The organism is Duganella sp. S19_KUP01_CR8 (assembly GCF_036688705.1).
Lineage (GTDB): Bacteria > Pseudomonadota > Gammaproteobacteria > Burkholderiales > Burkholderiaceae_D > Rugamonas.
Genome location: NZ_JAQQPR010000011.1, coordinates 46,959 through 63,894 on the forward strand (window position 1 = coordinate 46,959; position 16,936 = coordinate 63,894).

At 65.3% G+C, this 16,936-nt stretch carries 15 protein-coding genes and 1 pseudogene; 9 read left to right on the forward strand and 7 right to left on the reverse strand.

Annotated features, from left to right (window positions below):
• The first annotated feature begins 3 nt into the window (after positions 1-3).
• From V6M89_RS12940 to V6M89_RS12955, 4 genes are read left to right on the forward strand one after another with little or no spacing between them, the layout of a single operon-like run.
• Positions 4-708, forward strand: a complete 705-nt coding sequence (locus V6M89_RS12940; RefSeq protein WP_332853544.1) for an ABC transporter ATP-binding protein — start codon at positions 4-6, stop codon at positions 706-708.
• Positions 668-2,170, forward strand: coding sequence for a DUF3526 domain-containing protein (locus V6M89_RS12945; RefSeq protein WP_332853545.1), 1,503 nt, complete (start codon positions 668-670; stop codon positions 2,168-2,170). Before V6M89_RS12940 ends, V6M89_RS12945 begins: the two co-directional genes overlap by 41 nt.
• Positions 2,167-3,585 carry a DUF3526 domain-containing protein gene (locus tag V6M89_RS12950; protein WP_332853546.1) on the forward strand — a complete coding sequence of 473 codons (1,419 nt, stop codon included), beginning with the start codon at positions 2,167-2,169 and terminating at the stop codon, positions 3,583-3,585. The genes V6M89_RS12945 and V6M89_RS12950 overlap by 4 nt, the downstream gene beginning before the upstream one ends.
• 30 nt (positions 3,586-3,615) lie before the next feature.
• Positions 3,616-4,779 (forward strand): esterase-like activity of phytase family protein, encoded by a 1,164-nt coding sequence (locus V6M89_RS12955; RefSeq protein ID WP_442881971.1) that lies wholly within the window; start codon positions 3,616-3,618, stop codon positions 4,777-4,779.
• Here V6M89_RS12955 and V6M89_RS12960 read toward each other — a convergent pair.
• Complete coding sequence (locus V6M89_RS12960; protein ID WP_332853548.1) at positions 4,769-6,508, reverse strand: putative bifunctional diguanylate cyclase/phosphodiesterase; 1,740 nt, start codon at positions 6,506-6,508, stop codon at positions 4,769-4,771. The two genes, V6M89_RS12955 and V6M89_RS12960, sit on opposite strands and share 11 nt — an antisense overlap.
• Before the next feature lie 138 nt (positions 6,509-6,646).
• Here V6M89_RS12960 and V6M89_RS12965 point away from each other — a divergent pair, with 138 nt between their 5' ends.
• Both V6M89_RS12965 and V6M89_RS12970 read left to right on the forward strand, forming a co-directional pair.
• The gene (locus tag V6M89_RS12965; RefSeq protein WP_332853549.1) at positions 6,647-7,366 is read left to right on the forward strand and encodes a helix-turn-helix domain-containing protein; all 720 of its coding nucleotides are present in this window, start codon (positions 6,647-6,649) and stop codon (positions 7,364-7,366) included.
• A complete protein-coding gene (locus tag V6M89_RS12970) occupies positions 7,363-8,028 on the forward strand; it encodes a Crp/Fnr family transcriptional regulator (protein WP_332853550.1) in 666 nt (221 codons plus the stop codon). The genes V6M89_RS12965 and V6M89_RS12970 overlap by 4 nt, the downstream gene beginning before the upstream one ends.
• 7 nt (positions 8,029-8,035) lie before the next feature.
• Here V6M89_RS12970 and V6M89_RS12975 read toward each other — a convergent pair whose 3' ends face one another.
• Entirely contained in the window at positions 8,036-8,248 is a 213-nt protein-coding gene (locus tag V6M89_RS12975) for a 4-oxalocrotonate tautomerase family protein (RefSeq protein WP_332853551.1), read from the reverse strand.
• A gap of 11 nt (positions 8,249-8,259) precedes the next feature.
• Positions 8,260-8,991: an SDR family NAD(P)-dependent oxidoreductase gene (locus V6M89_RS12980; RefSeq protein ID WP_332853552.1), complete on the reverse strand. Its 732-nt coding sequence runs from the start codon at positions 8,989-8,991 to the stop codon at positions 8,260-8,262.
• 145 nt (positions 8,992-9,136) lie between these two features.
• On the opposite strand from V6M89_RS12980, the gene V6M89_RS12985 reads away from it, so the two are divergent.
• On the forward strand, positions 9,137-10,051 hold the full coding sequence (locus V6M89_RS12985; protein WP_332853653.1) for a LysR family transcriptional regulator: 915 nt from the start codon (positions 9,137-9,139) through the stop codon (positions 10,049-10,051).
• 12 nt (positions 10,052-10,063) lie between these two features.
• Here V6M89_RS12985 and V6M89_RS12990 read toward each other — a convergent pair whose 3' ends face one another.
• The gene (locus tag V6M89_RS12990) at positions 10,064-10,921 is read right to left on the reverse strand and encodes a LysR family transcriptional regulator (protein WP_332853553.1); all 858 of its coding nucleotides are present in this window, start codon (positions 10,919-10,921) and stop codon (positions 10,064-10,066) included.
• 78 nt (positions 10,922-10,999) lie between these two features.
• Here V6M89_RS12990 and V6M89_RS12995 point away from each other — a divergent pair, with 78 nt between their 5' ends.
• Positions 11,000-12,403 (forward strand): MFS transporter, encoded by a 1,404-nt coding sequence (locus V6M89_RS12995; protein ID WP_332853554.1) that lies wholly within the window; start codon positions 11,000-11,002, stop codon positions 12,401-12,403.
• 22 nt (positions 12,404-12,425) lie between these two features.
• Here V6M89_RS12995 and V6M89_RS13000 read toward each other — a convergent pair.
• Positions 12,426-13,868, reverse strand: a pseudogene (locus V6M89_RS13000) (RecQ family ATP-dependent DNA helicase); the annotation flags it as partial.
• 197 nt (positions 13,869-14,065) lie between these two features.
• Between V6M89_RS13000 and V6M89_RS13005 the strand changes: the two are divergent.
• A complete protein-coding gene (locus tag V6M89_RS13005) occupies positions 14,066-14,380 on the forward strand; it encodes a PilZ domain-containing protein (RefSeq protein WP_332853555.1) in 315 nt (104 codons plus the stop codon).
• 5 nt (positions 14,381-14,385) lie between these two features.
• Here V6M89_RS13005 and V6M89_RS13010 read toward each other — a convergent pair whose 3' ends face one another.
• Together V6M89_RS13010 and V6M89_RS13015 are read right to left on the reverse strand one after the other, a co-directional pair.
• Positions 14,386-15,798, reverse strand: coding sequence for a PA domain-containing protein (locus V6M89_RS13010; protein ID WP_332853556.1), 1,413 nt, complete (start codon positions 15,796-15,798; stop codon positions 14,386-14,388).
• Entirely contained in the window at positions 15,795-16,835 is a 1,041-nt protein-coding gene (locus V6M89_RS13015; protein ID WP_332853557.1) for a choice-of-anchor J domain-containing protein, read from the reverse strand. Before V6M89_RS13015 ends, V6M89_RS13010 begins: the two co-directional genes overlap by 4 nt.
• Between the last annotated feature and the right edge of the window lie 101 nt (positions 16,836-16,936).

Genomic DNA, 16,936 nt, shown 5'->3' on the forward strand with positions numbered 1-16,936 from the left:
GGCATGATACGCATCGAACAACTGAGCAAACGCTACGACGGCCGCACCGTGGTGGACGCCCTCGATCTGCACGTGCACGGCGGGGAAATCTACGCACTGCTGGGCCCCAACGGCGCCGGCAAGTCGACCACCATCGGCTGCCTGCTGGGCTTTGTCGACGCCGACGGCGGCAGCATCCAACTGGCCGGCTCCAGCCTGCCGCCGGCACGCGCCGCCGTCGAGCATGCGGCGTACATCGCGGAGAACATCGCGCTGTACGAACGCTTGACCGGGGTGGAGAACGTCGAGTTCTTCATGCGGCTGTCGGGCCGGCGTCCTGGCCGGGGACAGATCGAAGCGCTGCTGGAACGGGCAGGCCTGCCGCAGCATGCGTGGCACCGCATGGCGTCCAGCTACTCGAAAGGCATGCGGCAAAAGGTCGGCATCGTCATGGCGCTGGCCAAGGGAGCGCAAGTGCTGGTGCTGGACGAACCGACGTCCGGGCTGGACCCCGAAGCCAGCGTGAGCTTCGGAGAACTGGTGCGCTCGCTGGCCGACGAAGGCGCGGCGGTACTGATGGCGACGCACGACCTGTTTCGCGCGCAGGAACTGGCCGACCGTTGCGGCATGCTGGTGGGCGGCCGTCTGGCCGGGGAATGGAAACTGGGAGAACTGAATGCAGGCGAACTTGAACGCAACTACCTTGACATCCTCGCCCGCCGCAACTAAGCACGGCGCGCGCCCTGGCTGGCAGGCCTGGTGCATCGCCTGGTGTATCGCCTTGCACGGCGCCTGGCAGGCCGACTGGCGCGAGCGACGGCGCGACTGGCGCGTATGGCTGGTGATCGCCGTGGGCCTGATGCTGGCCGCATGCGCGGCGCTGCAGTCGTCGCTGGAACTGAACGACACGCTGGCGGCCAGGGCGGATGCGCGGCAATCGGAGCAGCAACGCTGGTCGGGCCAGGGCAAGAAGTATCCGCATGCGGCCGCGCATTATGGCGTCTACGTGTTCAAGCCCTTGTCCGCGCTGGCCGCGCTGGACCCCGGCATCGAACCTTATGTCGGCTCCAGCGTCTGGCTGGAAGCGCACAAGCAAAATGAGCTGATCTACCGTCCGGCCGACGACGAACCTGGCGCGAACCGGCAGTTCCGCCTGACGCCGGCCTTTGTACTGCAGGTGATCGCGCCCATGGCGATGATCTTCCTCGGCTTCGGCATGTTTGCCGGCGAGCGTGAGCGCGGCACGTTGGCGTCGCTACGCATCAATGCCGCACCACTCGGCGCCATTGCGCTGGCGCGCGGCGCGGTACTGCTATGCCTGGCGGCGACGCTGGCACTTCCTGCTTGTATCGCCGTCTCCGCGCTGGAGTGGTCGCAGGAAGCGAGTAGCCCATTCAGCGACGGCGCCATGCGGGGGGCGATATTCGCCAGCGGCTACCTGCTCTATCTCTGCACTTGGGCGGCACTGATTGCCGGCGTCTCGGCCTGGGCGCCATCCTTGCGCGCCAGCCTGGCCATGCTGATCGGCCTGTGGGCGGCCACCACGCTGGTGCTGCCACGCGCGGCGATCGAACTGGCGCAGGCGGCCGCACCGCTGCCGAGCATGCAGCAGTTCCGTGCAAACCTCGACGCTGCGCTCGGCGCACCGGACGATCCGCAACAGGCCCGGCGCGACCAGCAACAGCTGCTGCGGCAATACGGCGTTAGCGATGTCAGGGACCTGCCGGTCAACTGGGCCGGGATCAGCCTGCGGCGCGGCGAGCAGCATGGCGACCAGCTGTTCGATCAACATTACGGGCGTTTGTTTGACGCCATGCGCAAGCAGAGTGACGCAGCGGCGTTGGCGGGATGGCTGTCGCCAGCGGTGGCGCTGGCCGGCCTGTCCGGCGCCACCGCTGGCAGCGATACGGCTCACCACATCCAGTTCATCAACGGCGCCGAACGGCAGCGCCGCTTGATCCAGGAAGTGATGAATATTGCCATCACCGCCAACCCGGAGAGGAACGGCATTCGCTACGACGGCGACCAGTCGCTGTGGAACCGGGTACCTCCGTTCCGCTTCACCTATGCGCCGCTGGATCGCTCCGCACTGGTCGTCCACCAGGGACTGCCCCTGGCTGTCCTGTTCCTGGCAAGCCTGTTGCTGTGCGGCGCCGGCTTGCGCCACCTACGTCGAGGAAGCTTACGATGAAACAGATACTCACCCTGATCGTGTACGACCTGCGTATCCAGTTGCGCGAGCGTGGCAGCGTCGCGCTGCTGCTGGTCGCTGCGCTGCTGGCGGGATTCGGCCTGTTCGAAGGCGCGCGCTTCGACCGGCATGCCCGCGAGGCCGTCGCCGCCGCCCAGGCCCAGGAAGCCCAGGCCCGCAACGCCGCCAACGTCCTGGCTCAACGCTATTTCGCCGATCCCGGCGCGGCCGAATTCAAGGACCTGCAATGGTTTCGCACGCCCGTCGACGTCCGTGGTTATGCGTTCCGCGAGCACGTCGGCTTTGCGGAAAAGCCGCTTGCTGCGGGCGGCGCCTTGGCCGTAGGCCAGGCCGACCTCCAGCCTGCGTATGTCCGTGTGCGGGCGGAGTCCATGCAGTCCGCCCGCACCGCGGTGGAAATCGAACACCCTGCCCGCCTGGCCGCAGGCCGTTTTGACCTGGCGTTTTTTGTTGTGTATCTGTGGCCGCTGATCCTGCTGGCGCTGTGCACCTCCGTGCTGACCCAGGATCGCGAGAGCCTGCGCCTGCGCGCCTTGCAATTGCAGGGTGTGAGCCAGGGCCGGATGCTGGCCGCACAAGCGATGGCGCGCACGCTTGGCGCCACGGCCTTGCTGCTGGTGCTCTGCTCCGCCGCCGCATTGCTGGCCGGTGCGGTGGCCGTGACCAGCGCCGGCCTGCACGCGCTGGCCGCCTGGGCGGGCGTGGTGCTGCTGTATTCCGCGTTCTGGGGCGCGGCCGCGATGGCCATCTGCGCGGCCTGCGGCAATCGGATGACGGCGGCCTTCGCCGGCTTCGGCGCCTGGCTGGTGCTGGCTATCATGCTCCCGGCGGCGACCACCGCAACCATCCATCTTGCCGCGCCGGTACCGCAACGGGAACACTATGTGCAAGCGATGCGCGACGCCGGCGACCGTGTGCCCGCTGGCCTGCCGCGACTTGAGCGCGCCGTGGCGCTGGAAAAACAGATGTCCGGCGTAGAGCGGCAATTCCAGCAGGCGGGATCACAGCGTCAGGCGCTCTTCGATCAGGTGCTGATAATCAGTCCAGTCACGCTGGCCTATGAAAGCATGGCCGTCATCGCAGGGCATGATGGCGCGCGCCACCAGCGTTTCATGAGCGAGGTGCAGCAGCACCAACTGCAACTGCGCGCCTACTTCCAGAATGCCATCCAGCTGGCGGTACAGGGCGATGCGAAGCGCCATTGCGCCACCACCTGCCTTGGCGGCTATGGCTTCCGGGACTTCGACGGTGTGCCACGCTTTTCCGCTTCCGCCGCGCTGCATGCAAGCCCGCAATTGCCGTCGCAACTGGCTGCGCTGGGCGTGTGGATTGCCGTGCTGCTGGCGCTATCGGCGGCATCGCTTCGATGGGCGGGTCGCCGGACCACTCGCTGAACGCCACCGCCAGCGTTATACTTTCGCCCCATGAACAAGAAAAAAACACCGCCGTTGTGGCGCCGTGCAGTAACGGCCATCGCATACACCCTTCTGCTGGCAGCCTGCGCGCCATTGACCGCTACCAGGACAGTGCCAGCATCGGTGGCGAGCTTGCGCTTCATCGGCGAACAACGCCTGCCGTGGCGCCAGCAGTTCCAGGGCACGATGGTTGGCGGCCTGTCCGGCATCGACTACGACGCCGCCAGCGGCGAATGGGTGATCATCAGCGACGACCGTTCGGCCAACAACCCTGCCCGCTACTATCGCGCGCGCCTGGACTATGACGAACATGCATTCAAGTCGGTCGAGCTGACCGGCGTATCGTTCCTGCTTCAGCCGGACGGCAGCACCTACCCCTCCAAGGAAGAATACGCGATACGCGGCGGCGTCGTGCCGGACCTGGAAACCATACGCGTCGATCCGCAGGACGGCAGCATCTGGTATGCCAGCGAGGGTGACGTCGCCCTCGGCCTCGATCCCTTCGTACGCCATGCAAGCCGGGACGGCCGCTTTCTCTCCACGCTGCCTTTGCCGCCCGTGTTCAGTGTCTCAGCCGATCGCGCCACCGGACCGCGCAACAACCTGAGTTTCGAGGGCATGAGCTTCGCACCGGATGGCCGCTCGCTCTGGGTCTCGATGGAAGGCCCGATGTACCAGGACAGCGACGCGCCGACGCCGGAACGCGGCGCGGTCAACCGCATCACCCATTTGGGCCGCGATGGCAAGGTGCTCGGCCAGTTCGCCTATCCGCTCAACGCTATTCCGGCCGCGCCGGGCAAAGGTAAATTCGCCGACAACGGCATCTCCGAAATCGTCGCCCTGAGCGACACCCGGCTGCTGGTGATGGAACGCTCCGGCGTACAAGGCGCGGACGGCAAGTACAAGGATTACGTGCGGCTGTTCGAGGTCGACACGGCCGGCGCGTCCGACATCCAGCACCTGCCGGCGCTGCAAGGCGCATCGTATCGGCTGGCGCAAAAGCGCCTGGTACTGGACGTCAACCAGTTGAACCTGCCCACGGTGGACAACCTGGAGGGCATGTCCCTCGGCCCGCAACTGGCCAATGGCCACGCCAGCCTGGTGCTGATCTCAGACGATAACTTCGGCAAGAACCAGGTCATCCAGTTGCTGCTGTTCGAAGTCATTCCGTGACCAGGGCCCGCAATTGCGGCTCCGGCACGGGACGGCTGTACAGATAACCCTGATAGCGCCGGCAGCCCAGTTCCTCCAGCAGCGCGCGCTGCGCCTGCGTCTCGACTCCCTCGGCGATTACGTCCAGTTGCAGGCTGCGCGCCATCGCAATGATGGTCCGCACGATGACCTGATCGCTGCTGTCGCTGACCAGGTCGCGCACAAAGGACTGGTCTATCTTCAGTTGGCTCAACGGCAGGCGCTTCAGGTATTGCAATGAAGAGTAGCCGGTGCCGAAATCGTCCAGCGAAAAGCGCACACCGATCGCTTTCAACGCCTGCATGCAGGCGACGGTTTCCTCGATCTTCTCCAGCAGCACACCCTCGGTCAATTCCAGCTTCAGCAAACGCGGATCGACGCCATGCCGGTCCAGCGCACTGCGCACCTCCTTGCCAAAATCCGGCTGATGGAATTGCTGCGCGCTGACGTTGATCGCCAGGACCAGGTGCGCCATCTGCGGCACCGATTGCCATGCCGCGAGCTGCGCACATGCCGTCTCCAGCACCCAGTGGCCTATCGACAGTACCAAACCCGTTTCTTCCGCCAGCGGGATAAAGCTGGCCGGCGACACCATCGTGCCATCGCCGCGTATCCAGCGTATCAACGCTTCGGCGCCGCGCGCCGTGCCGTGCTGGTCGACCTGCACCTGGTAATACAGCGCGAATTGATGACATTCGATCGCGTGCCGCAAATCGTTTTCCATTTGCGCCCGCTCGCTGATGCGGTCCTGCATCTGCCGGTCGAAGAAACGCATGCCATTGCGGCCCGCCTGCTTGGCTTGATACATGGCGATATCGGCCTGCATCAACAGGTCGTCCGGCTGTGGCGGTTCGCCTTTGTGGAACAGGGTCACGCCGATACTCGGCGTACTCCGGCAGTGATGCGTCCCCAGTTCGTAGGGCCGGTTCAACGCCGTCAACATCTTCGCGCCCAGCGATTCAACTTCGGCCGCAGCCTCCAGGGCGCCGCTGCTTAGCCCCTCCACCAGCACCACGAATTCATCGCCGCCCAGGCGCGCGACGGTGTCGCCTTTGCGCAGGCTCGATTGCAAGCGCTCCGCCACCTGCGACAGCAGCAGGTCGCCAACGTTGTGGCCCAGCGTATCGTTCAGGGTCTTGAAGTTATCCAGGTCGATGAACATCAACGCGCAGTAGCGGTCATGCTGGCCGCTGGCCGCCAGCACCTGCCGCAAGCGGTCCAGCAGCAGGCGGCGATTGGGCAGGCGTGTCAGCGGATCGTAGAAGGCCAGGCTGCGGATTTCATCGTTGGCGGCCTTGCTGAGCGTGATGTCGGTCAGCGCGGCGACGTAGTTGGTGATCTCGCCGTCGTCGTCGCGCACGGCGGTGATGCTCAGGTGTTCGGGATAGACCTCGCCGTTCTTGCGGCGATTCCATATCTCCCCTTCCCAGATCCCGTCCCGCGCAATGGCGGCCCACATCACGGTATAGAAGTCCGGCACGTGCCGCCCGGAGCTCAATAGCCGGGGTGTTTGCCCCAGCACCTCCTCGCTGCTGTAGCCGGTGATGCGGACAAAAGCCTGGTTGACGCGCACGATGCGGCCGCGCGCGTCGGTCACCATCATGCCCTGCGCGGCTTCAAATACGGTCGCGGCCAGGCGCAGCGCAGCGTCGGGAGCGGGATCGGAAGCGGCGATCTGCACAGGCGCACGCGCACACAAGGAGGAAGTCATGTTGAACCTTAGTTACTGACAATTGAGTTAGCGAAGGTTACTGATCCTCATCAAGAAAATAATTGATCCAGATCAAAGAAATTGCAGTTGCAGGTCACTACCATGATGTAATCGTCCAGAAAATAAGAGTAGGAAATCATGATCACCTCCATCGAACGCAACAATTGCGCCGAGTGCGAGCACCGCATGACGTGTGTCGGCGCCGCCGCCGGCAATCGGGACGCCAGCCAGCGCATACGCATCGCCCGCCATGCCACTCTGTACCAGGCCGGCGATGCAGTCAGCGATCACATTTTCAACATCCGCTCCGGCAGCTTCAAGGTATTGCGCGCGGCCTCCCAACAACCGGCGCACATCATCGGCTTCGCTTTGGCGCCGGATTTCCTCGGCCTCGATGCCCTCGATCGCGAACGGCACGCCAACACCGTCGTCGCGCTGGAGGACAGCGAGGTATGCAGCATCAACTGGAACCGGCACGCCTTCGAAGGCCGCCGGCGCCCGGTGATGCGCGCCAGCCTGCACGCCCTGCTGAGCCGCGAGATCCGCCGCGAACAACGCGCCGCCCTCATGCTGCGCAATACCCAGGCCGAGCAACGCATGGCTGACCTGCTGTTGTCGCTGTCGCAGCGCCGCGCCGAATACGGCCATGTGGCCGAGCAGTTCCGGCTACCGATGTCGCGCTGCGATATCGCCAGCTACCTGGGCGTGACCGCCGAATGCGTCAGCCGCCTGCTGCTGCTGTTCCGGCAGCGCGCCCTGTTCGAGCTGCGGCGCAGGGACATCAAGCTGCTGGACCTGTCGGCGCTGCACCGTCTCGCGATCGGCAGCGCTCCGGAACCGGCAATGGTGGCGTCATGACCGGGCTGGAACTGGCCCAATGCCAGCTTGGCAGCCAGATGCGGCTGGCGCGCGGCGAGCATCTGTTCCACATGGGCGCCGAGGCTGGCGACGAACTGTATTTTGTCCGCAGCGGCCACCTGAAGATATACCAGCCCTGCGGCGACGGCGTGCAGCGCATCATCGACTTCGCGCGCCCGGGCGATTGGCTGGGTGTCGACACGATAGGCGAACAATTTCGGCACGCGTCCACCCTGGCGTTGACGGACTGCGAGGTCGACGTGGTGCAGTACCGCCACCTGGCCGAGTTGATGGACGAAGAACCGTACACCTGCGACCTGTTCAGCGCGATGCTGAGTCGCGAGATCGACCGCCAGCAGCTGGCCGCCGCCATTTTGCGCAGCGCGGGCGCCTGCCAGCGCATCGTGATGTTCCTGCTGCAGCGCGCAGGGCCAGCGCCGCAAGCGCCGATGCTGGAGACCCACTCGCCGCTGCCGATGTCGCGCCAGGACATCAGCGACTACCTGGGCCTGACCCCGGCCACGGTCAGCCGCACGCTCAGTGCCCTCAAGCGCAACGGCTGGATATCGCTGGGCCAGCGCGGCTTCGTGGTGCAATCCCGACCCGCGCTGGAACGGCTGGCGGCCGGAACGCCGCTGGCGATCCCGCCGCAAGCCGCCTGACGCTACGTTAAACCGCCGACTTGGGCCGGCGCCTGCGGGTGGTGATGCTCTCCCGGTTCAAGCCCCAGTTATCGGTCTCCACTTCGTCGATGATGACGAAGGTGGTTGCCGGATCCTTGTCCAGCACGCGGGCCAGCAAGTCGGTGACGCCTTCGATCAGCTCCAGCTTCTGGGCCGCCGTTACGCCTTCATTGGTCACGCGGATGTTCACGTATGGCATGGCGCGGCTCCTTACCAGGTGCCGGCGGTGGCGCCGCCGTCGACCGGCAGCACAACGCCGCTGGTGAAGCCGGATTCGGTCAGGTACAGCACCGCTTCCACCACATCCTTCACGCCCCCCATTTCACCGCTAGGCGACAGCGCCTTCAGGAACGCGCGGGTGCCTTCGTCCTTGCCGTGCATCGGCGTATCGATAATGCCGGGAGCGACCGCGTTGACCTTGACATTGGAAGCGGCCAGCTCCAGCGCCAGGCCGCGCGTGGCGTTATTCAGGCCGCCCTTGATCAGGATGGGCAGCAGCGCCGGCACCTTGGAGGTCGGCTGCATCGCCAGGCTGGCGGTGATGGTGACGATATGGCCGGCGCGGTTGGCGCTCATATGCTGCGCCGCCGCTTGCGACGGGTAGAAGAAGCCCATCAGGTTGGTGTTGACGATGGTCTGCACTTCTTCCTGCGTGTAGTCGCCGACCGGCTTGGCAATGAAGATGCCGGCGTTGTTGATCAATACATCGACCTTGCCAAAGGCCGCGACGGCGCGCGCGAACAACTCCTTGGCGGTCGCCGGATCGGCGATGTCGCCTGCCACCGGCAGGAAGTTGGATGGGTTGCCCCACTGCGCGGCGGCAGTCTGCAAGCGGTCCAGCGTGCGGGCGTTGCCGACCACGTTGTAGCCGCGTTTCAGGTAAGCCTCTGCGATGGCGAAGCCGATGCCGCTCGATGCGCCGGTGACGATAACTGTTTTCATGATCATGCTCCTTGGGATTTCTGGTTGCGGCGTTCAGCGACGCCATGCAGATCACTATACTTTTGACTTCATCGTTGATAAATGAGGTGCGATGCAAGATAATTGATACATGATGTAATCAATGAGTGTAATCAACGAGGCCGACATGAAGCGCAATTTCGACGACGTCCTGCTGGGCAGCATAGAGCTGTTCTGCTTTGCGGCGGAACTGGGCAGCTTTACCGCCGCCGCCACGGCGGCCAGCGTGACGCCGGCCGCCGTCAGCCGCTCCATCGCCAGGCTGGAGGAGCGGCTGGGCGTGCGCCTGTTCGTGCGCACCACGCGCCAGATCCGCCTGACGGACGGCGGCCGTAACTATTTCGAACAATGCCGGCAGGCGCTGTCACTGCTGACGGACGCCGAGCGTCAGGTCACGGGCGGCCAGGCCAAGCCGGCCGGCGCGCTGCGCATCAGCGCACCGACGCCGTATGCGCATTACCGGCTGCTGCCTTTATTGGGGGAGTTCCGCAGGAAGTATCCGGAAGTGACGCTGGATATCCACGTCAGCAACCGCAATATCGACTTCGCCGACGAGGGCTACGACCTGGCGATACGCGGCCGCGCACCGGCCGACTCCAACCTCATCGCGCGCAAACTGGAGGACGCGGAACTGGTGCTGGTCGCCTCGCCCGCCTACCTGAAGCGCCACGGCAAGCCGCGCAAGCTGGAGGACCTGCACCAGCACGAATGCATACAGTTCGAGCTCCCCAGCACCGGCAAGCGCATTCCGTGGCAGTTCGTGCAGGACGGTGTCGCGGTCGACATGCCGACCAGCGGCGGCTTGTGCTGCTCGGAGGACGTGCTGGGCATCGTCACGCTGGCGCGCGCGGGCGCGGGCTTGGTGCAAACCTATCGCTACATCATCGAACAGGACCTGGCGCGCGGCGACCTGGTCGAACTGCTGCCGCAACACGGCGGCACGTCGCGACCCTTTATCCTGCTGTATCCCCATGCGCGCCACCTGTCGCTGCGGGTGCGCACCTTTGTCGACTTCCTGGTGGCCAAGCTGCCGGGCCACTAATCCACTAAACCACTAGGCCAGGCTGTCCGCAAAGGCGCTGCGGGCCGGATGATGCAGCACGTCCTTGCGCCAGACCAGCAGGGTTTCGACCTGGGCGATGTGCGGTGGCAGCGCGTGCTGGCGTATGGTCTTGGCCAGCTTGCGCTGGTTGAGCACCTCTTTCGGCATCAGCGCCACGCCCATGCCGGCGGCCACGCAGCCGATGATCGCTTCAAAGGTGCCGAACTCCGACACCCGCGCCGGCGCCACGCCGCCCTCGGCGAACCACGCTTCCAGCAAGCGGCGGTAAGTGCAGCCGGTGCGGAACACCAGCAGGTTGCGCCGCGCCAGCTCCTGCGGCGATGTCACCGGCGCATGGCCGTGGCAGGTAATCAGCACCAGTTCTTCTTCAAACACCGGCAGCTGTTCCAACTCCGCGTGCCGCACCGGGCCGGCCACCAGGGCCACATCCAGCCGGTGCTTCAGGACGCCGTCCAGCAGCTGGTCGGTGGGTGCGGTGTCCAGTATCAAATCCACATGCGGATGCTTGCGGTTGAAGGACGCCAGCACTTGCGGCAGGCGCGCCGCCGCCGTGGTCTCCATCGATCCGATGCGCAGCTGGCCGGATGGCTTTTGATCCGGCTGCATGGCGGCCTGCGCCTCCTCCGCCAATTGCAGCAGGCGATCGGCGTAGGCCAGCAGACGCGAACCTTCGACGGTGATTTGCAGCTTGCGGCCGGAGCGGTGGAACAGCGGCACACCCAACGACTCCTCCAGCTGCGTCAGCCGCGCCGATACGTTGGACTGCACGCGGTTCAGCCGCAAGGCGGCCAGCGTGACGCTGCCCTCTTCGGCGACCGCTTTAAAGATGCGCAGGGCGGAGAGTTCCATGGTCGATTCTTAAAATGAGATAGATGTCTTCATTATTATTCATTTTTTGAAATAGTCAAACCATCCTATAGTGCAGTCATGAAAACCGACCACGCCCCTTCCCTGGCCATCCTGCTCGCATGCAGCTTCGCCTTTATCATCGTCCAGCTGGACGTCACCATCGTCAACGTCGCCCTGCCGCAGATAGGCCGCGAGCTGGGCGCGGACGTGACCGACCTGCAATGGGTGGTGGATGCCTACACGCTGGGCTTCGCCGTCTTCCTGCTGTCGGCCGGCGCGCTGGGCGACAAGTTCGGCTCGCGCCGCACCTTCCTGACCGGATTCGCGCTGTTCACGGCGGCCTCTTTGGCCTGCGCGATGGCGCCCGGCGCCACCGCCCTGAATATCGCCCGCGCGCTGCAAGGCGCCGGCGCCGCGCTGCTGGTGCCCAGCTCACTGGCCATCCTCAACGCCACCTACGCCGACGACAAAGCCATGCTGGCCAAGGCCATCGCCTGGTGGACCGCCTCCGGCGGCATGTCGATCGCGGCCGGGCCGGTGCTGGGTGGCCTGCTGCTGTCGGTGGCGGGCTGGCGCAGCATCTTCTGGGTCAATATCCCGATCTGCGTTATCGGTTTCTGGCTGACCTGCCGCGTGGTGCCCGCGCTGGCCGGCCGCGATCCGCACCGCTCGCTGGACCTGGCCGGGCAACTGCTGGCCATCGTCGCGCTGACCGGCTTGATCGGCGCCGTCATCGAATTCGAGTCCCTGGGCTGGTCGCACTGGATGGTGCGCGGCGGGCTGGCGGCGGCAGTGGTGGCCGGGGCGCTGTTCATCCACGTCGAATCGCGCAGCAAGTCGCCGATGCTGCCCCTGGCGCTGTTCCGCAGCGCGCCCTTCTCCGGCGCGGTGCTGTTCGGCGTACTGATGAATTTTTCATACTACGGCGTGATCTTTGTGCTCAGCTTCTACCTGCAAAAAGTGCGCGGCTTCGGCGTGCTGCATGCGGGGCTGGTGTTCCTGCCGCTGACGGCCACCTTCATCCTGTCCAACATCGTCAGCGGCTGGATGGCGCCGCGCACCGGGCTGCGCACGCCGATGATCCTGGGCGCCTTGATTGGCGCCAGTGGTTACTCGCTGCTGGGCTGGTGGGGCATCTCGAACGACGCCACCTTCCTGCAAATGCTGCCCGGACTGGCGCTGATCCCGGCCGGCATGGGCCTGGCCGTGCCGGCGATGACCACCTCGATCCTGTCCGGTGTTGAGCGGCGCCAGGCCGGCACCGCGTCGGCGGTGCTGAACACGGCGCGCCAGGTGGGCGGCGCGGTGGGCGTGGCGATCTTCGGCGCACTGGTGGCGGCCAACCGTGACATCCTCAGCGCAATCCAGCTGGCGATGGGAGTGTCGAGCGTACTGCTGTTGTTGGCGGGGCTGCTGGCGTTTGCGTGTATCCGCCGGCCGGCGCCGGCGCCGCTTCAAGCCGTTGCGGACTGTCCTGGATAGACGGTGGCGACAGGCAGTTGTCGCACCGGCAGCAGCGCTCGGAGTCCGGCGGGCGGTCGCCGAAGTAATCCAGCAGCAGCTTCCAGCGGCAATAGCCGCTTTGGGCGTACGAGACCATCTGGTCCAGTCCCAGGCGGTCGCGCTCTTGTTTGTCGACGTAGACCTGCGCCATCCGCTCGAATTCCGCGGCCTTGGGCGTGCCGCCCGCCAGCACATAGGCCAGTTTGCGGTTGCGCTTCAACAGTTTGCCGTCCTTGAGCATTTTCAGGCAGACCTTCAATTGTCCGGCCGGCGTTTGTTCCAGCAGCGACTTCAGTTCCGCCTCCGTGCATGACGCCTGGCCCAGCGCCACCGCGGCCTCGTAGACGGCCTTCAGCTCATCGGCGGACGGATAGTGCTTGCTCAGGAAGTACTGCTGCAGGCGCTTGTCCGCATGGTAGTACAACAGCGTGCATTCGGCGTCGAGGCCGTCGCGCCCCGCGCGGCCGGATTCCTGGTAATACGCTTCAAGGTTGGCCGGCACCTGCAGATGGATGACGAAGCGGGTGTCGGGCTTGTCGATGCCCATGCCGAAGGCATTGGTCGCCACTATCACGCGGCGCTGGCCGCTCATGAACAGGTTCTGGTTTTGATTGCGTTCGGCGGCACGCAGCTTGCCGTGATAAATGGTCGCGCTCTCGCCTGCCTGCAGCAGCAAGTCGTGCATCTCCTCGGCCGCCTTCACGGTCGCCGCATAGACGATGCCGACACCTTCGCTAGCGCGCGCCAGCTGCAAGGCGGTCGCGTACTGCTCTTCCGGATTGGTCACCTGGCGCACGCGGTAGTGCAAATTCGGCCGGTAGACACCGGTGTTGACCACTTCCAGGCGCGGGCGGCCCAGCTGCCGGCGGATATCGGCGATCACTTCGTCGGTCGCGGTGGCGGTCAGCGCCAGCAGTTGCGGACTGCCCAGCGCGTCGAGCGCCGCGCCGATCTCCAGGTAAGCCGGACGGAAATCATGGCCCCACTGCGAAATGCAGTGCGCCTCGTCGACCACCACCAGCGAGACGCTGCTACGCTTGAGCAACGCCAGGAACTCCGGCGTCACCAGCCGCTCCGGGGTACAAAAGATCACTTCCTTTTCCGCTCGCTCAATCGCGTCCAGCGCGGCCAGTTCGTCGCCGCGCGACAGGCTGCTATTGATCTGGGCCGCGCTGGCGATGCCGCCGTCCTCCAGCTTCTCGGCCTGATCCTTCATCAACGATATCAACGGCGATACCACCACCGTCGCACCGTCGAGCAGGCGGGCCGGGAGCTGGTAGCACAGCGACTTGCCGCTGCCGGTCGGCATCACGGCCAGCGTGTCGCATCCCGCCAGCACGCTCTCGATGACGTGGCGCTGGCCGTCGCGCAGGGCCTCGATGCCGAATACCTTGCGCAGCACGTCGGCGATCTGTTTCTTTTGCCTGATTTGCGGGTTTGCCATATCACTCTCCGGTCAGCGGGATGCTCCGCAGTGCAAGCAGATTAGCCAGCGCCGTACCGACGGTATGTACGGCAGCGCACCGCCAATCGCAAACGGCTGAAGTGCTCCGGCAGGGCTTGAGGTCCCGGCCGCCATCCAAATCTGTCATACTGGTGTTTTTTCGCTGGCATGAATAGATGGACCCGAGACGAGAACATGTGCGTCGCCTGCTACAGGTGGACGCCCACATCAGCGACATGGATGGTCGAAACAACACCGTTACGCAAATCATCGACATTTCGCGCATGGGCGTAGCCTTTCTCAGCGACCATCCGCTGCCGACAGACACCAACTACGTGCTGACGTTCTGCTTTCCCGGCAGTTCCGTACAAAACAAAGTCACGCTGACGGTGCTGCACAGCGCCCTGATCGGCACGCACGGCCGTTATCGCAACGGTGCGCGCTTCCTGGCCATCCCCGACCAGGCTGCCGAATTGATATTCGATTACCTTACCAGCGCGCCGGAAGCCTGACCTGGTTACCAGCCGATATCCCTGAGCAGCGGGAAGCTCAGGTCGCGCGGCGGGATCACCTCGTGCGTCAGGTCGCCGTTGATGGACGGCTCCATCAACAGGTTCGGGACAGCGCTGACATCGTAGTGCGACACGGACGATCCCGGCTGGTTGGGATTGGGCGCGTACATCAGCACCCGGCCTGCCGCATCGGTGCCCGCGCGAATCGCCAGGTTCACGCCAAGATTGGCGTAAACGCCGGAATGCGTGCGCGAGCGCGTCGCCAGCGCCGCCTTGAGGCGGATGCCGTCGTCCAGCGTGATGCGTACGGCGGGGATCACGATGCCGGGATCGGTGCCGCCCAGGCCGGGCGGCGGCGCGCCGGCGGCGTTGTCGGCGATGATGACGCCGATGGCGCCGGCGTCCTGCGCGTTCTTGACCTTGACCACGAAGGTGCAGGTGCCGCGATCGATCAGCGCGATCTTGCCGTTGACCGCCAACGCGTTGGCCGGCGATAGCGGTGCGCAGGCCAGGCCGCGGTCGGGCGGCGTATCGACCACCGGCATGACTTCGCCTGTCACCCCGGGGCTGGCCAGCGGCGGCCCGAAGCTGGCCGTGCCGACCTGGATGATGCCCGCGATGCCGGCCGGCGCCAGCATCGTCAACACCGGCGTACCTTGTTGCAGCACCGTCTGCGCGGCCAGCTTGACCATCGCCCCATTCCACACCAGCTTGCCGGACTTGAGGGCCGACGCCGCGCGCTCGGTGTCGCTCATGTCCTTCCACAGCTTGCCGGTGCTGGTGTCCAGCAGGAAGTAGTCCCAGATGCTGGGGACGCCGTCCAGTTGTTCGCCGGTTTCGTCGTCGGTGTAGGTCTGGAAGCCGAGGCCGTGGCCGAACTCATGCAGCAGCACCGTCACCAGATCGACCTCGGCGCCGTGCAGGTTGTCCAAGCCGAGATAGAACGGCGTGCCGGTGAAGCAGCCCGGCCGTCCCAGGTTGACGTTGAAGCGGGCGCGGATGTCCGGCGTGGAGGGATCGACGTCGGCGCCGACGTACTTGTTGGTCTCCGCCTTGCTGAACCAGGCGTTGGCGAGCGGCGCGCCGGGAAAGTCCCTGAACACTTCCAACGCGCCGGCCGAACCCAGCACCGCGCCGCCGTCGTTGCACGGCAGTGCTTCCCAGGTCGCCAGGATGCGGATCGGCACCGTGCTGGTCAGCGTTGCGCCCCACTTGCTGGCGGCGGCCTGGAAGGCGTTCAGGCGTTGCGCGCCCAGCGTGGTGCCGGCGTTGCCGCCGACCGGAGCAACCGCCGTGGCGTCGTTGAAGCCGACGCCGGCGGGGTCGCCGTTGACGATGGTGATGGTTGCGGCGGCCCAGGCCGCCGATGTGCACAGCAGCGCCATTGCTGTCATAAAGGCTGGCAGGACGCGCTTCATTTTTGTTCTCCTTGGGCGGTGGGATTCTTGTGCACGACCGAATACTGGGTATGCGCCTCATCGAGCATCACGCCGACGCCGCCGTGCGGCGGATGGATGGGCGCCGGTCGAACGAGACGCGACTTCGGCCCGGCCGCGCTGGCGCGGATTGCCTTGTCCAGCTCGGCGGCCTGGTCTGGGTTGGGGCTGCCCAGCTTGCCGGTAGCGGGATCTTTGTAGGCCTTGAGACCGCCGGCATCCGCTGTTGCCGTCTGCTGTGGCGCGGCCTGCTGCGCGACAACGTTCACATACGGGAACGTCATCAGGCCATTATCCGGCACGGCCTGCGCCGCCGTTGCCGCCAACGCCAGGCCGGATAACGCCAGCCAGTTGGCCGGCCGGCGACCGCGCGATACACCGGCCAGCGCGCACAAGCCAAGCGCGAGCAATGCGATGGTGCCGGGAACAGGAATCGCGATCGCGTTCACGCTGACGGTATCGATGCCGATGTAGTCGCCGTGGATGCGGGTGTCGTCGACCACGTAACGGAAGGCAAATCTTCCGCTGGCCGGCGCCGTCAAGCCGCCGACCGTGATGGCGTGGTCGATCCAGCCGGTATCGGCGGCCGAGGCAAATGTGCCCAGCAGATTGAAGCCGCCCAGGCTGGTGCTGGCGCCGCCGGTGCTCAGGTACACTTCGACCGTGTCGAGAAAACCTTCTCCCAGCAGCCGCAGGGAAAAGTTCAACGACTCGCCGTTGAGCAGCGCCAGCTCCGGCGTCAGCAGCCAGTTGCTGACCGCGCCGCCGAACGCGGCGTTGTTGAAGTTGGCACCGATATAGGCATTGGACGGGCCGGCGGCCGCCGCAAAGATCGCGGGTTCGCCCTGGAACCAGGAAGTACTGCCGGACGGCGAACTGTTGTTCACGAACACCCAGCCGTTGGCGGACAAGGCCGTGATGTCGTTAAAGCCTTCGTTAAGCAACGGTGCGGCGGAAGCGGAGACGGTACAACCAGCGGCGACTGCAAGCAGCCCCGCCCAGCGTTTGATCAAGTCCATGTCTATCCCCATGATGAGAAGGTCGAATCGGAAACCTCATTGGTACGGCTCAACTTGCCTTGATTAGACCGGTTCGATACTCATCAGTTCCCGCGACGCGA